Genomic DNA, 15,357 nt, shown 5'->3' with positions numbered 1-15,357 from the left:
TCCAGGATCTTCCCCGGGGGTAGGGTCGCCTACATGGCTTCGCCGTACATCGAGATCGAGGTGGGTGACCGGGTCGTCAAGGTCACGAACCCCGACAAGGTCTACTTCCCGGCGATCGGCGCGACCAAGCGCGATCTGGTGGCGTACTACGTCAGCGTCGGTGAGGGCGCGCTGCGCGCCCTGCGGGAGCGGCCGACCTACCTCAAGCGGCACCCGGACGGCGTCGGCTCCGAGGCGATCTACCAGAAGCGGATGCCCCGGCACCCCGACTGGATCGAGACCGTCACCGTGCGCTTCCCCAGCGGGCGCACGGCCGACGCCTTCTGCCCGACCGAGGTGGCGGCCATCGCCTGGTGCGCCAACCTCGGCACGATCGACTTCCACCCGTGGCACGCCCGCCGCGCCGACCTCGACCATCCCGACGAGCTGCGCGTCGACATCGACCCGCAGCCCGGCACGTCGTTCGAGCAGGCCCGTACGGTCGCCTTCACGGTGAAGGAGGTCCTCGACGAGCTCGGCATGCGAGGGTTCCCGAAGACCTCCGGCAGCCGCGGCGTCCACGTCAACGTGCGCATAGAGCCGCGCTGGACCTTCACGGAGGTGCGGCACGCCGCCATCGCCTTCGCCCGGGAGGTGGAGCGGCGCACGGATCTCGCGACGACCGCCTGGTGGAAGGAGGAGCGGGGGGAGAAGGTCTTCATCGACTACAACCAGAACGCCCGCGACCGGACGGTGGCGTCCGCCTACTCGGTGCGCGCCCGGCCCGACGGCCGGGTCTCCGCCCCGGTGACCTGGGCCGAACTGGAGGACTGCGATCCGGGCGCCTTCGACCTGAGGACGATGCCGGAGCGCTTCGCCGCGCTGGGCGACGTGCAGCGGGAGATCGACGACCATGCCTTCGGCATCGGCACGCTCCTGGAGTGGTATGAGGCCGACGAGCGGGGCGACCTGCCGTATCCGCCGAACTATCCGAAGATGCCCGGCGAGCCCAAGCGGGTGCAGCCGTCCAAGGCCCGGCCGTCCGGTGACGCCGCCGGTGACTGAGCCCGCCGCCGGCGGATCAGTGGTGGAAGCTCGTCGCGTCGTCCGGGCCGAATATGGGCGCGGACTGCCGTTGCAGCCAGGGCAGCAGGCCGCGAAGGTCGTCCACCAGCCGGTCGGCCAGATCGAGCGAGAACCCGTTGCGGCACACCACCCTCAGCACGTGCAGGTCCTCCCGGTCGGGCGGGAAGGCGTAGGCCGGCACCAGCCAGCCCCACTCCCGCAACCGCCGGGAGACGTCGTAGACGTTGAACCGGGTGACGTCGTGGCCGGTGGTGAAGGCGAACACCGGTAGCTGGTCGCCCCGGGTGAGGAGCCGGAAACAGCCGAGATCCTCGATCCGCCCGGCGAGATGGGTCGCCACCCGCCGGAGCGCCCCCTGCACCTCGCTGAAGCCCGCGTGACCGAGCCGGAGGAAGTTGTAGTACTGCGCGACGACCTGCGATCCGGACCGGGAGAAGTTGAGGGTGAACGTCGCCACGTCTCCGCCGAGATAGTCCACGTGCTCCACCAGGTCGCCGGGGAGCGCGTCCCGGTCCCGCCACAGGATCCACCCGAGTCCCGGGTAGACCATCCCGTACTTGTGGCCCGAGACGTTGATGGACGCGACCCGCGGCAGGCGGAAGTCCCACACCAGGTCCGGATCGAGGAAGGGGGCGATCATCCCGCCCGACGCGGCGTCCACGTGCACGAGCACGGACCACCCCGTGCGTTCCTCCAGCGCGTCGAGCGCCGCGCAGACGTCGGCGACCGGCTCGTAGCTTCCGTCCATCGTGGAGCCCAGGACGGTGACGACGCCGATGGTGTTCTCGTCGCACCGTTCGGCGGCCTCCTCCGCGCCCAGGTGGAACCGGTCGCCCCTCATGGGGACCAGGCGGGGCTCCACCTCCCAGTAGTTGCAGAACTTCTTCCAGCACACCTGGACGTTGACGCCCATGACCAGGTTGGGCCGCGCCCCGGCGGCGCGGCGGCCGGCGTCGCGCCGCGTCCAGCGGCGCTTGAGCGCCATCCCGCCGAGCATGCAGGCCTCGCTGGAGCCGACGGTGGAGGTTCCGACCGAGGCGTCGGGGTCGGGGGCGTTCCACAGGTGGCCGAGCATCGGAACGCAGCGCCGCTCAAGCTCCGCGGTCGCGGGATACTCGTCCCTGTCGACGAGGTTCCTGTCGGAGATGCCGGCCATGAGCGCGTGCGCCTCCGGCTCCATCCAGGTGGTCACGAACGTCGCGAGGTTCAGCCGCGGGTTGCCGTCCAGCATCAGCTCGTCGCGGATGAGCCGGGACACGGTGGCGGGCGCCGCGGGCCCGTCCGGCAGCCGGTGCCGGGGAGGAACCGTCGTGATCCCGGAGGCGGGGTCGGCCGCCCCGAACAACGGATTGACCCATACCGGCCGTCGCCCGGCCTGTCCGCCGTCGCGTGAAGCCACCGTCCGCTCCTCTCCGCCGACCCCCGGAACGAGTCTGGCAGCCGGCGGCTACAGACCGGGCAGACGGTGGTCAAAGCCGCGGTACATGCGTCTCCGTCACTCCGGTGTCACCGGGTTGAAGGGGTGCATCTCGAAGAAATCCGGTTTGACGATCGTGTACGTCGACTCCGGAACCTCCAGCCACAGCCCCGGCAGATCGCGCAGGGGCTCGGACACGACGACCCGCGCGTCGTCCGAGAGCTCCACGGACTCGAAGACCTCCGGATGCAGGCGCCGGAGAGTCTGCGTGTCCGCGCTGTGGAACAGCGATCGCGAACGATGGTCGCTGGAGTAGCGGAAGGACCACACGTGCTCGCCGTTCGACGTGGCCAGCGACATCTGGAGCGGGTGCTCCACGCCGTGCCCGCGCGCCGTCCGCTCCACGAGACCGGCCATCCGCGCCACCGCCCCCGGCGGGTCCTCCCGCAGCCCCAGCGTGAGCGCCAGGAAGAACAGGACCTCCGAGTCCGTGGACCCCTCGATGGACGCGAACAGATCCGGGGCGACGGCCATGACGAGATCCCGTTTCATGCGGCCGAACTCGCAGATCGCGCCGTTGTGCATCCACAGCCACGGGCCGTACCTGAACGGATGGCAGTTCGTCTGCTGTATCGCCGTTCCCGAGGACGCCCGCACGTGCGCCATGAAGAGCGGCGACCGGACATGCCGGGCGAGTTCGCGCAGGTTGCGGTCGCCCCACGCGGGCTTGGTGTCCTTGAACACCGCGGGTGCCGCGCCACCGTCCCCGTCCCCGTGGTGGCCGTCCCCGTGGTGCCCGTCCCCGTGGTGGCCGGCACTGTAGTAACCGACGCCGAACCCGTCGCCGTTCACCGTCTCCTGGCCGTACCTGGAATGGAGACTCTGGTCGATCAGTGAGTTCTCCGGCTCGTAGAGCAGTTTGTCCAGAGTGATCGGCGAGCCGGAGTAGGCCAGCCAGCGGCACATGTCCCCTGTCCCTCCCGTCGCATCGGCTCGTCCGGCGTCCCGGGTCCCGCCCGGCACCGGCGACGACGCCTCCCCCGATGTGCCGTTCCCGCGCTGCCGGTCCGTACGCGTGGCGAGGCCGGGCCGGTGCGGTGTTGTCGGTGCGGTGTGCGAGTGTGGGAACCGTGCGCCGCATCCATCCCCACGCCGAGGACGATCCCGACATCGCCGCGGCCTACGCCTACCCGCGTGACCACTGGCTGCGCCTCAACATGGTGGCGAGCGCCGACGGCGCGGCCTGGGTCGAGGGCCACTCGGAGGGCCTGTCCGGCCGGGCCGACAAACGGATCTTCGGGCTGCTGCGCGGCCTGGCCGACGTGGTGCTCGCCGGCGCCGCCACCGTCCGCACGGAGGGCTACCGTCCGGCCCGTCCGCGCGAGTCGTGGCGGGCGCCGCGCGCGGGCCGCCCGCCCGTGCCGCCGATCGCCGTCGTCACCCGTCTGCTCGACCTCGATCTCGGCGGCCCGCTGTTCACCGAGGCCGAGCCGTACGCCCGGACCATCGTGATCACGACCGAGGCGGCGCCCAAGGAGCGCCGGGAGGAGGCCGCGGACAAGGCCGTCCTGATCGTCGCCGGCGACGACCGGGTCGATCTCGCGACCGCGGTGGACGAGCTGCGCGGTCTCGGGCTCGGCCGGATCCTGTGCGAGGGCGGGCCGCGGATCAACGCGCAGCTCGCCGCCGCCGGGCTCGTCGACGAGCTGGCGCTGACGGTGAGCCCGCTGCTCGCCGGGGGCGACGCCGCGCGCATACTGGACGGCGTCGCCTCGCGCACGCCGCTGACCCTCGCCCAGGTGCTGGAGGAGGACGGCTTCCTCTTCTGCCGATACCTCAGGGAGGCGCATGATGAAGCCGCCGGTTGAGCCGCGGATCCCCGACCTGGACCTGCCGGTGGTGCCGCCGGTCGCGCCGATGCTCGCCAAGGCCGTCAAGAAGCTGCCCGAGCAGGACGGCACGCTCTACTACGAGCCCAAGTGGGACGGCTTCCGCTGCATCGTCTTCCGCGACGGCGACGAGGTCTTCCTGGGCAGCAGGAACGAGCGGCCCTTCACGCGCTACTTCCCGGAGCTGGTCGAGGCCGTCAGGAAGGAGCTGCCGCCCCGGTGCGTGGTGGACGGCGAGATCGTGCTCATCAGGGGCCAGTCGCTCGACTTCGACGCGCTCCAGCAGCGCATCCACCCGGCGCAGTCCCGGGTGCGGCTGCTGGCCGAGAGCACGCCCGCCTCCTTCTTCGCCTTCGACCTGCTCGCCGTCGGCGGGGAGGACCTGATGGAGACGCCGTTCTCGGCGCGGCGGGCCCGGCTGGAGGAGGCGCTGGCGGGGGCGGGCCGGTCGGTGCGGCTCACCCCGGTCACCCGGGACGAGGGCCGGGCCGCCGAGTGGTTCGACGCGTTCGAGGGCGCCGGGCTCGACGGCATCGTGGTCAAGCCGGGAGACCAGCCGTACACGCCGGACAAGCGGGTGATGTTCAAGGTCAAGCACGAACGGACGGCCGACTGCGTCGTCGCGGGCTACCGCGAGCACAAGTCGGGGCCGGTCGTCGGGTCGCTGCTGCTCGGGCTGTACTCCGCCGACGGCCGCCTGCACCACGTGGGGGTGGCCGCCTCCTTCCCGATGAAGAGGCGCGAGGAGCTGGTCGGGGAGCTCGCGCCGTACCGGCTGGAGGACCTGAGCGAGCACCCCTGGGGACACTGGGCCGAGGTGGCACAGAGCGGTGGGCAGGGTGGCGCGCAGGGCCAGCGCCTGCCGGGCGCCGTCTCGCGGTGGAACGCCAAGAAGGACCTGTCGTTCATCCCGCTGCGGCCCGAGCGGGTGATCGAGGTCGCCTACGACCACATGGAGGGCGACCGGTTCCGGCACACCGCCCAGTTCCGGCGCTGGCGCACCGACCGCACGCCCGAGTCCTGCACCTACGACCAGCTCGAACGCCCGGTGAGCTACGACCTCGACGAGATCCTCGCCCGCTGAGCCGCCCCAGCGTCCGCAGACCGGCAGGCCTTGGCGGGGTTTGGCGGGGCTCGGCAGCACCGTTCAGCACGTGTCAGCACGGTTGAGCACAGCTCAGCCGGTCAGGGCGCGCACGGCAGCGGTGACGACGACGGCCGCGGCGACGGTCACGAGGAAGGGCGCGCGCAGCAGCAGGGCGACGGCCGCCGCGGCGAGGCCGGCCGCCCGGGCGTCGACGACGAGCGTGCGGCCGTCGGCGAAGGTCTGCAGGGCGATCAGCGCGGCCAGCGCCGCGACCGGCACCAGCGCGGCGAGCCTGCGCACGAGCGGCCGCTCCAGCACCGCCGCCGGGACCGACAGCCCGAGGAGCTTGACCGCGTAGCACCCGGCGGCGGTGACCGCGATCGCGATCCAGGCCCCCATCACGCCTCCTCCGTCCGTGCCGCCGAAGTCCGTGCCGCCGAAGTTCGTGCCGCCGAAGTCCGCTCGCGCCGTGCGGCGGAGCGGGACCGGAGCGCGGCGACGGCGAGGACGGCGGGCGCGGCGAGCACGGCCACCAGCACCGGGACGCCCGCGGGCAGGAACGGCACGCAGGCCAGCGCCAGCAGGGCGGCCAGCACCGCCACCGCCACCTCATGCCGGAGGACGGTGGCCCGGGCCGGCCGGGCCGTCGCCGGGCCCGCCTCACCCTGGCCCCGAGCCGGGGCGGCGCCGGCCCCCGCCGTGGGAGTGGCGGAGGAGCGGTCCCGGCGCACGGGCCGCAGCATGGGCAGGAGGAGGGCGAGGAAGACGGCCGGACCGGCCACGTCGAGTCCCCAGGCCGCCGGGTCGCCCAGGGCCTCGGCGCCCAGCGCGCCGAGGAGGGTCGTGATGTTCCACCCGGCGTACAGGGTCACGCCCGTGACGGTGAAGCCGAGCCGGGCGAGACGCCGGTCGGGCTGGGCCAGGGCCACGGCTGAGGTCTCGTCGATCACCCACTGGGCGGCGAGCGGGCGGACCGCCGCGGGGAGGCCGAGCATCTCGGAGAGACGCAGGCCGTAGAAGGCGTTGCGGACGCCCAGCAGCAGCGCCCCCGCCGCGGCGGCGAGCGGGGCTCCGCCGGCGCCAAGCGCGCCCACCAGCGCGAACTGGGACGCCCCCGTGAAGACCAGCAGCGACAGCACGCAGGTCTGGGCGAGCGTCATCCCGGCCCCCGCCGCCGTCACGCCGAACGCGAACCCGGAGAGGCCGACCGCCGCGCCGACCCCCAGGGCGTCCCGTACGACCGCCGCCCGGGGCTTCGGCGGCAGGCCGGTGTGCGGAGGTCGTGGGGGGTGCGGTGGTGCCGGGGTCACCCGAGCGAGGGTAGCGGGCGGCTCGGGCCGCCAGCGCACACGAGGACGCGCATGGACCGGTCGGTGACGCTGACCTTGGACCCGGCGGCCAGTGTCTCCGCCGCGTCCGGGTCCTCCGGCGGGTCCTCGTCGGCGGTGTCGAGCACGGGACGCCAGGCCGCGCCCAGCTCCGGGCCGGGGAGGGCGAAGGTCAGGCTCTCGTGGTGCGCGTTGATCAGCAGCAGGAAGGTCGCGTCGGTGATCCGCTCGCCCCGCGGCCCGGGCTCGCTGATCGCGTCGCCGTTGACGTAGACGCCGAGCGACTTGGCGTATCCGGTCTGCCAGTCGGCGTCGGTCATCTCGGTGCCCGACGGCGTGAGCCAGACGATGTCCCTGCTGTCGTCTCCCACCGTGCGGCCCAGGAAGAACCTGCGCCGCCGGAAGACGGGATGGGCCCGCCGTAACGCGCCCAGGCGGCGGACGAACTCCAGCAGGCCGGGTTCCTTCCCGACCTGGGACCAGTCGATCCAGGACGTCTCGTTGTCCTGGCAGTAGGCGTTGTTGTTGCCCTGCTGGGTGCGGCCGAACTCGTCGCCCGCCAGCAGCATCGGCACGCCCTGGGACACGAAGAGGGTGGTGAGGAGGTTGCGCCGCTGGCGCCGCCGCAGCCGGTTGATCGCCGGGTCGTCGACCGGACCCTCGGCGCCGCAGTTCCACGACCGGTTGTCGTCCGTGCCGTCGCGGTTGCCCTCGCCGTTGGCCTCGTTGTGCTTGTGGTCGTATGACACGAGGTCGTTGAGCGTGAACCCGTCGTGGGCGGTGACGAAGTTGATCGAGGCCACCGGACGGCGGCCGCTGGTCGCGTACAGGTCGCTCGACCCGGCGAGGCGCGAGGCGAACTCGGGCAGGGTCCGGGAGTCGCCCCGCCAGAAGTCCCGTACGGAGTCGCGGTACTTGCCGTTCCACTCGGTCCACAGGGGTGGGAAGTTGCCGACCTGGTAGCCGCCGGGACCGACGTCCCACGGCTCGGCGATGAGCTTGACCTGGGAGATCACCGGGTCCTGCTGGATGAGGTCGAAGAACGCGCTGAGCCGGTCGACGTCGTGCAGTTCGCGCGCCAGCGCGGCGGCGAGGTCGAAGCGGAAGCCGTCCACGTGCATGTCGAGCACCCAGTAACGCAGCGAGTCCATGATCAGCTGGAGCGCGTGCGGCGAGCGGACGTTCAACGAGTTGCCGCATCCGGTGTAGTCGAGGTAGTAGCGGCGGTCCTCCTCGCGCAGCCGGTAGTAGGCGACGTTGTCGATGCCCCGGAACCCGAGCGTGGGGCCCATGTGGTCGCCCTCGGCCGTGTGGTTGTAGACCACGTCGAGGATCACCTCGATCCCCGCGCCGTGCAGGGCCCGGACCATCGCCTTGAACTCCTGGACCTGCTGGCCGCGCTGCCCGGCGCAGGCGTACGCGTTGTGCGGCGCCATGAAGGCGATGGTGTTGTAGCCCCAGTAGTTGGTCAGCCCCCGGGCGACCAGGAAGTGCTCGGGCACGAACTGGTGGACGGGCATGAGCTCGACCGCCGTCACGCCGAGCGACCGCAGATGGTCGATCACGGCCGGGTGCGCGAGCCCGGCGTAGGTGCCCCGCTGCTCCTCCGGCACGGCGGGGTGGCGCATGGTGAGCCCGCGCACGTGCGCCTCGTAGATCACCGTCTCGTGGTACGGCGTGCGGGGCGGCCGGTCGTTGCCCCACTCGAAGAACGGGTTGACCACCACGTTCTTCGGCATGTGCGGCCCGGAGTCCTCCACGTTCAGCCGGGCGGGGTCGGCGAAGTGGTAGGAGAACAGCGACTCGTTCCACCGCACCGAGCCCTCGATCGCCTTCGCGTACGGATCGAGCAGCAGCTTGGCCGGGTTGCACCGGTGGCCGTGGTCGGGCCGGTGGGGGCCGTGCACGCGGAGGCCGTACCGCTGGCCGGGCATGATCCCCGGCAGGTAGCCGTGCCAGACGAAGCCGTCGACCTCCGGCAGGTCGACGCGGGTCTCCGCGCCGTCGTCGTCGAACAGACACAACTCGACCCGCTCGGCCACCTCCGAGAACACCGAGAAATTGGTGCCCACGCCGTCCCAGGTGGCGCCGAGCGGATACGGCTCTCCAGGCCAAACCTCGCGCATGTAACCTCATTCTCCACTGCCCGGACGATTCGTGCACCTGGGGCGGTACCCCTGCTCCCGGTCCGCGCACGCGGAGGCCCCCGCCGGACCGGTCCGGCGGGGGCCCCGCAGGTGGTTCAGCCCACGAGTTCGGCGTTCAGGGTGATCGTCGTGCCGGCCAGCGCCTTGCTCACCGGGCAGTTCGCCTTCGCGGTCTCCGCCGCCTGCTGGAAGTCCTCGGCCGACAGGCCGGACACCTGGGCCCGTACGGAGAGCACGATGCCGGTGATGCCCTCCCCGGGCTGGAAGGTCACGTCCGCCCGGGTCTCGACCGACTGCGGCGGGGTGCCCGCCTGGGCCAGGCCGTGGGACAGGGCCATCGAGAAGCACGAGGAGTGGGCGGCCGCGATGAGCTCCTCCGGGCTCGTCTTGCCGTTCGCCTGCTCGGCCCGGGAGGGCCAGGAGACGTCGAAGGTGCCGACGCCGGAGGTGTCGAGCGAGACGGTGCCCGAACCGTCGAGCAGGGCGCCCTTCCACTGCGTCGTCGCGGTACGAGTGGTCGCCATGGCGACATCCCTTCACTAGCGAGTCTTAATCCATCAGCAGCGACCTTAACGCCACCCGCGCCGCCGGTCGTCCCGCGACCCTCCCGATCACGCCGGCGCGGCGGCGAGCCGCGCCTGGTGGGCGCGGTGCTCGGCCCGGACCAGGTCCTCGACCTCCGCCCTGATCCGCAGGAACTCCGCGGAGCGCCTGATCGCCGGCGGGCGGGGTTCCGGCAGGCCGATGACGATCTCCCGGCTGATCCGGCCGGGATCGCTGGACAGCACGACGACCCGGCGGGCGAGAAACACGGCCTCCTCCGTGTCGTGGGTCACCATGACGACCGTCGGGCGTTCCCCGGCCCGCGTCACGTCCTGCCAGACCTGCCGTACGAACAGCTGCATGTCCTCCCTGGTCTGCACGTCGAGCGCGCCGAACGGCTCGTCGAGCAGCAGCACGCGCGGCGCGCAGGCCAGCGCGCGGGCGATCGCCACCCGCTGCTGCTGCCCGCCCGACAGGCCGCCCGGCAGGGCCCCGGCCAGATGACCGAGGCCCACCTCGTCGAGCAGCCACCGCACCCGCTCCCGCCGGGCGGCGCGCGGCAGGCCGAGCGCCTCCAGGCCGAACGCGACGTTGCGGGCCACGGTCCGCCACGGGTACAGCGAGGCGGTCTGGAACACCAGCCCACGGTCCGGACCGGGGCCCGCGACCTCCCGGCCGTCCAGCAGCACCCGGCCGGCCGTGGGCGGGACGAGGCCCGCGACCATTCCCAGCAGGGTCGACTTGCCCGAGCCGCTCGCCCCCACCACGCAGACGAAGTCGCCCGGTGCCACGGACAGGTCCACGTCCTGGAGCACCGGCCGCCCCGGGACGAACTCCTTACTCACCCCTTCCAGCCGGAGACCCGTCATCGGGCCCACCTCCCCACCCGGGCGCGCAGCAGGCGCAGCGTGACGTCGATGGCCAGGCCGATCAGCCCGATGACCACGAGGATCGCGAAGATGCGGTCGGTCTGCAGGAACCGCTGGGCCCGGGTGATCCGGTAGCCGAGGCCGGAGGTCGCCGCGACCAGTTCGGCGACGACCACGAAGTTCCACGCCGCGGCGGCGTTGACCCGCATCGCGTCGATGATCCCCGGCAGCGCGTACGGGAACACCACCCGGGCGGCCACCCGCGGCCGGGACGCCCCGAGGGTCGCCGACACCTCCAGCAACCGGTGCGGCACCCGCCGTACGGCGTCGGCGGTCATGAGCGTGTTGAAGAACACCACGCCGAGGACGAGCAGCGCCACCTTCGACGCCTCGCCGATGCCCAGCCAGATGATCAGCAGCGGGATGAAGGCCGACGCGGGCAGGTAGCGCAGGATGCCGACGGCCGGTTCGAGCAGCGGCTGCGCCCAGCCGAGCGTCCCCATCGCGAACCCCAGCGGCACCGAGATCAGGACGGCCAGGCCGAAGCCCGCCGCGATCCGGCCGAGGCTCGCCGCGAGGTCGGCGGCGAGCTCGCCCCCGGCCGCCATGTCCAGGCCGGCCGCCCAGACCGCCGACGGGGACGGCAGGAACGCGGGGTCCACCCGGCCGCTCGCGCTGACCGCCTGCCAGACCGCCAGCGGCACGAGGATCGACAGGCACCGCAGCAGCCACGCCGTACGCGCGGAGACCGAGGTCCTGAGCGGCCTGGTCGTGCGCGGCCTCGTACGGCGCGGCACGGGCCCTTCCGCCGCCGGGGCCGTCTCGATGTCCTCTCTCGGCATGTCCTGTCTCGGCATCGCTTCGGCCGCGGTCACGGCTGCACCGCGCGGACGAACCGGGGCGCGAACAGTCCCTCCAGCGGAGGCGCCTTGTCCACCAGCTTCGACGCGACCAGGAACTCCGCGATCTCCTTGGCGCGGCCGTCCAGCTCGCCGGAGAACGCCGTCCGGTTGCGCTCCAGTGTGAAGATCGTCGTGCCCTTGTCGTACGACTCGTAGTCGGACACGCTCACCCCCGCCCGCTTCGCCATGATCTGCAGGGACTCCGGCCGGTGCTCGCCGATCCAGGTGAGCGCGTCGAACCAGGCCGACACGAGCCCCTGCACGGCCTTCGGGTCGCGGGAGACGAGGTCACGGGTCACCACCAGATGGTCGGGGATCGCCCCGGGGAAGTCGGCCGACGTCGCGATGGCCCGGCTGCCCTTCCGCTTGAGCGCGGTCGTGGTGAAGGGGGCGAAGACGCCGACGGCGTCGACCTGCCCGGCGACGAAGGCCGCGGCGGCCGCGTCGGTCGGCATGGGCCGGAACCGCACGTCCGCCTCGGTGAGACCGGCCTTCCGCAGCGCGAGCAGGAGCAGATAGTGGTCGACGGTGCCCTGCTCGGCGGCGACGGTCCTGCCCTTGAGGTCGGACAGTGACGAGACGCCCGGCCCGGCGATGATCTGGTCGTTGCCGCTGGAGTTGTCGTTGACCAGCACGACGCTCTGCTTCGCCCCGCCCGCCACGGACGCCAGCGTGTCGTTGAGCGTCTGGCTGTTGGCGTCGATCGTCCCGGTGGCCAGCGCGTTGAGCGAGTCGGTGTAGCTGTCGAAATACTTGAGCTCGACGTCCACGCCGTTCTTGCGGAACAGGCCCTGCTCCCCCGCGACCTGCCAGGGGAACCAGCCCGGCCAGGCGCTGAAGCCCAGGGTGATCGCCCCGCCCGCCGGGGCGGCGGCCTCCCGTTCCCCGGGGGAGGCGCAGCCCGCGAGCAGGAGCAGGAGCAGGGTCAGGAGCAGGGTCAGGAGCAGGGCCGGTACGGCGGCGAGGTGTCGGCGCGTCATCGGACCGCCTCCTTCTTCCTCTTCGGCAGGTGTCCCGAGCGCACCAGGCACCCGAGGGTGTCGCAGACCACCCGGGTGGCGATGAGCGAGGTGATCTCGGCGTTGTCGTACGGCGGCGAGCACTCCACCACCTCGATCCCGGCGAGCGGCCGGGCGTCGGCGATGAGCTGGATGAACCTGAGCACCTCGCGGGGGAGGAACCCGCCGGGCTCGGGCCAGCCGGTTCCGGGCACGAAGGCCGCGTCGAGGCAGTCGACGTCGAAGGACAGCCAGACGGCCTCCGCGCCGTCCCAGGCGACCTCCAGGGCCCGCTCGGCGGCGGCCTCGATGCCCATCTCGACGCAGTCGGTCACCGTCATGATCGTGGTGCCCCGCTCGCGGCCCACCTTCACGCCGGGGCGGGGCGCCTGCCAGCCGCCGATGCCGATCTGCACGAGGTTCTTCGGCGGCACGTTCGGGATGTCGGTGGCGTGGAACCAGGGGGTGGTGTGCATCCGCTCGTCGAGGTCGGTCTCCTGGGTGTCGACGTGGCGGTCGAAGTGGATGATGCCGACGTTTCCCCGCACATGTTCGGCCACCCCGCGCACGGTCGGGTAGCCGATCGAGTGGTCCCCGCCGAGGATCACCGGGAAGGCGCCGCTCTCGAAGACGTGCGCGACGCCCTTGCTGATCTGGTCAAAGGTCTTCTCGATGTTGCCCGGGATCGTGAAGATGTCGCCCAGGTCGCAGATCGTGATCGACTCGCGGAGGTCGACGCCGAGCTCGAAGCTGTACGGGCCGTACAGCGCGGAGATCTTGCGGATGCCCTGCGGCCCGAAGCGGGTGCCCGAGCGGTAGGTGGTGCCCCCGTCGAAGGGCGCGCCGAGCACCGCCACGTCGTACTCCCCGCAGCGCCGCACGTCCTCGACGTACGGCGCCTTGAGGAAGGTGTTGATCCCGGCGAAGTGCGGCAGTTCGCCGCGCGAGAAGGTGGGGATGGTGCGGTCGACGATCGAGTCGGCGCCCTGCAGGCCGAGTTCGAGCCCGCGGGCGATCTCCCGCTCGTGCATGGTGGTGGGGATCTCGGCCTCACGCTCGACGGCGCGACGGGCTTCGGGACCGTAGTGGGAATGGAGGTGGCCCACGGCACTCCTCAGGGGACGGCTGGTCCACCGCCGCCCGGCGGGCGGCGGGCTTCGCGACCCGCGGCGTCTCCCCGGTCCCGGCCGCGCCGTTGACCGGGGAGACGCCGAAGTCGCAGCCTCCCGGGCTTTTGTCCCGCCGTGGAACGGCTCCGCGCCGAGCCGCCTGCACCTCTCGGACCAGCCGAACGGAACCCTAGGTGCGCCTCACCGGGGTGAGCCGGTGAGTCCCCTTCATGACAGCGGCGGCCTGTTTCCGCCGGGTTTCCGTTTCGTAGCCGTCCCGTGACCCCCTGCTCACGCGGGCGCCGCGCGGTCCAGGATCGGCTCCAGGTCGAGGCCGGACGGAAGCGTGCCGAAGGCGCGGCCCCAGTCCCCGCCGAGGCGGGAGGCGCAGAACGCGTCGGCCACCGGCGCCGGGGCGTGCCGCACGAGCAGGGACGCCTGCAGGACCAGCGTCATCTCCTCGGCCACCCGGCGGGCGTCGGCCTCCCCGGCGGAGGCGAGCGTCTTGAGCAGCCGTTCGGCGGCGTCGTCCACGCGGCGGTCCCCGGCGCGGGCGACCTCGGCGAAGAACGCCTCCACCGCCTCCGGCTCCCGGGCGAGCACCCGCATCAGGTCGAGGGCGGCGACGTTGCCCGAGCCCTCCCAGATGCCGTTCAGCGGGGACTCCCGGAACAGGCGGGGCAGCTGCGACTCCTCGACGTACCCGTTGCCGCCCAGGCACTCCAGCGCCTCGGCGGCGTGGACCGGCGCGCGCTTGCAGATCCAGTACTTGGCGGAGGCGAGGGCGGCCCGGCGGAACAGGCCCTCGGCGGCGTCGCCCGCCACCGCCCGGTCGGTCGCCCCGGCCAGGCGGGTCATCAGCGTGGTCGCCGCCTCCGACTCCAGCGCGAGGTCGGCGAGCACGGCGCGCATCAGCGGCTGGTCGGCCAGCGGCCGGCCGAACGCGCTCCGGTGGCGGGCGTGGTGCAGGGCCTGCGCCAGGCCCTGCCGCATGCCGGCGGCCGAGCCGATCACGCAGTCGAGCCTGGTCATGTTGACCATCTCGATGATCGTCCGGACGCCCCGGCCCTCCTCGCCGACGAGGAAGGCCGTCGCGCCGTCGTACTCGACCTCCGCGGAGGCGTTGGACCGGTTGCCGAGCTTGTCCTTCAGCCGCATAAGGCGTATCGCGTTGCGGGTGCCGTCGGGCAGCACGCGGGGGAGCAGGAAGCACGACAGCCCGCGCGGGGCCTGGGCCAGCACCAGGAACGCGTCGCACATCGGGGCGGAGTTGAACCACTTGTGCCCGGTCAGGGCGAAACTCCCGTCGCCCAGGGGTTCGGCCCGGGTGGTGCCGGCCCGCACGTCGGAGCCGCCCTGCTTCTCGGTCATGGCCATCCCCGCCAGCACCCCCCGCTTCTCCAGCGGCGGGCGCAGCCCGAAGTCGTACGTGCGGGAGGCCAGCAGGGGCTCCCACTCCGCCCGCAGCGACGGCGAGTGCCGCAGCGCGGCCACCGCGGCGTACGTCATGGAGATCGGGCAGCCGTGCCCGGCCTCCACCTGGGACCAGACGAAGAACTTGGCGGCCCTGGCGACGTGCGCGCCCGGCCGGGCCGAGGTCCAGGGGGAGGCGTGCAGCCCGTTGCCGACCGCGACCGACATCAGCTCGTGCCAGGCGGGGTGGAACTCGACCTCGTCGATCCGGTTGCCGTACCGGTCGTGGGTGCGCAGGACGGGCGGGTGCTCGTTGGCCAGCCGCCCCCACTCCTGCGCCTTCTCCGAACCGGCCAGCAGGCCGAGCCGGCGCAGCTCCCCGGTCGCCCAGTCCGCCCCCTCCCTGGCGAGCCCCTCCAGCAGCGCCTGGTCGGCCGAGACGTCGTGCCCGGTCAGCGGGGGCGGCTGGTTGGTCACGTCGTGAGTCGCGTCGCGGTTCACAGGGTCCTCCTCGGATGATGCCGGGTCCTCGGCGCCGGGAACCGGGCGAGGCCGGACCTCCATCTCAGCACCCGGGCGCGCCGGGACAA

14 protein-coding genes and 1 riboswitch are annotated in these 15,357 nt (G+C 72.6%); of the genes, 3 read left to right on the top strand and 11 right to left on the bottom strand.

What is annotated here, in order from left to right; all coding sequences use genetic code 11:
- The first annotated feature begins 33 nt into the window (after window positions 1-33).
- On the top strand, window positions 34-1,044 hold the full coding sequence (gene ligD / locus OG344_RS30885; protein ID WP_405086111.1) for a non-homologous end-joining DNA ligase: 1,011 nt from the start codon (window positions 34-36) through the stop codon (window positions 1,042-1,044).
- Between the two features lie 16 nt (window positions 1,045-1,060).
- Here ligD and OG344_RS30880 read toward each other — a convergent pair whose 3' ends face one another.
- Window positions 1,061-2,464, bottom strand: a complete 1,404-nt coding sequence (locus tag OG344_RS30880) for a glutamate decarboxylase (RefSeq protein ID WP_405086110.1) — start codon at window positions 2,462-2,464, stop codon at window positions 1,061-1,063.
- A gap of 96 nt (window positions 2,465-2,560) precedes the next feature.
- Complete coding sequence (locus tag OG344_RS30875; RefSeq protein WP_405086109.1) at window positions 2,561-3,448, bottom strand: class II glutamine amidotransferase; 888 nt, start codon at window positions 3,446-3,448, stop codon at window positions 2,561-2,563.
- A gap of 164 nt (window positions 3,449-3,612) precedes the next feature.
- Here OG344_RS30875 and OG344_RS30870 point away from each other — a divergent pair, with 164 nt between their 5' ends.
- Window positions 3,613-4,350: a pyrimidine reductase family protein gene (locus tag OG344_RS30870; RefSeq protein WP_405086108.1), complete on the top strand. Its 738-nt coding sequence runs from the start codon at window positions 3,613-3,615 to the stop codon at window positions 4,348-4,350.
- Between the two features lie 16 nt (window positions 4,351-4,366).
- On the top strand, window positions 4,367-5,455 hold the full coding sequence (locus tag OG344_RS30865; RefSeq protein ID WP_405089206.1) for an ATP-dependent DNA ligase: 1,089 nt from the start codon (window positions 4,367-4,369) through the stop codon (window positions 5,453-5,455).
- A gap of 93 nt (window positions 5,456-5,548) precedes the next feature.
- On the opposite strand, the gene OG344_RS30860 is transcribed toward OG344_RS30865, so the two are convergent.
- The 9 genes from OG344_RS30860 to OG344_RS30820 form a co-directional block, all read right to left on the bottom strand.
- Window positions 5,549-5,857: an AzlD domain-containing protein gene (locus OG344_RS30860; protein ID WP_327046725.1), complete on the bottom strand. Its 309-nt coding sequence runs from the start codon at window positions 5,855-5,857 to the stop codon at window positions 5,549-5,551.
- Window positions 5,857-6,768, bottom strand: coding sequence for an AzlC family ABC transporter permease (locus OG344_RS30855; protein ID WP_405086107.1), 912 nt, complete (start codon window positions 6,766-6,768; stop codon window positions 5,857-5,859). Before OG344_RS30855 ends, OG344_RS30860 begins: the two co-directional genes overlap by 1 nt.
- Window positions 6,765-8,912 (bottom strand): glycogen debranching protein GlgX, encoded by a 2,148-nt coding sequence (glgX, locus tag OG344_RS30850; protein ID WP_405086106.1) that lies wholly within the window; start codon window positions 8,910-8,912, stop codon window positions 6,765-6,767. The genes OG344_RS30855 and glgX overlap by 4 nt, the downstream gene beginning before the upstream one ends.
- A 116-nt stretch (window positions 8,913-9,028) precedes the next feature.
- Window positions 9,029-9,457, bottom strand: coding sequence for an OsmC family protein (locus OG344_RS30845; protein ID WP_327046722.1), 429 nt, complete (start codon window positions 9,455-9,457; stop codon window positions 9,029-9,031).
- Window positions 9,458-9,544: 87 nt separating this feature from the next.
- Window positions 9,545-10,345: an ABC transporter ATP-binding protein gene (locus OG344_RS30840; RefSeq protein ID WP_405086105.1), complete on the bottom strand. Its 801-nt coding sequence runs from the start codon at window positions 10,343-10,345 to the stop codon at window positions 9,545-9,547.
- Window positions 10,342-11,187, bottom strand: coding sequence for an ABC transporter permease (locus OG344_RS30835; protein ID WP_405086104.1), 846 nt, complete (start codon window positions 11,185-11,187; stop codon window positions 10,342-10,344). The genes OG344_RS30840 and OG344_RS30835 overlap by 4 nt, the downstream gene beginning before the upstream one ends.
- A 29-nt stretch (window positions 11,188-11,216) precedes the next feature.
- A complete protein-coding gene (locus OG344_RS30830; protein ID WP_405086103.1) occupies window positions 11,217-12,227 on the bottom strand; it encodes an ABC transporter substrate-binding protein in 1,011 nt (336 codons plus the stop codon).
- The gene (locus OG344_RS30825) at window positions 12,224-13,351 is read right to left on the bottom strand and encodes an agmatinase family protein (protein WP_405086102.1); all 1,128 of its coding nucleotides are present in this window, start codon (window positions 13,349-13,351) and stop codon (window positions 12,224-12,226) included. Before OG344_RS30825 ends, OG344_RS30830 begins: the two co-directional genes overlap by 4 nt.
- A gap of 115 nt (window positions 13,352-13,466) precedes the next feature.
- Window positions 13,467-13,559, bottom strand: a riboswitch (guanidine-I (ykkC/yxkD leader).
- Window positions 13,560-13,645: 86 nt separating this feature from the next.
- Window positions 13,646-15,268 carry an isovaleryl-CoA dehydrogenase gene (locus tag OG344_RS30820; protein WP_405086101.1) on the bottom strand — a complete coding sequence of 541 codons (1,623 nt, stop codon included), beginning with the start codon at window positions 15,266-15,268 and terminating at the stop codon, window positions 13,646-13,648.
- Between the last annotated feature and the right edge of the window lie 89 nt (window positions 15,269-15,357).

The organism is Microbispora sp. NBC_01389 (genome assembly GCF_045040095.1).
Taxonomy (GTDB): domain Bacteria; phylum Actinomycetota; class Actinomycetes; order Streptosporangiales; family Streptosporangiaceae; genus Microbispora.
This window is presented reverse-complemented; position numbering and strand designations above follow the sequence as displayed.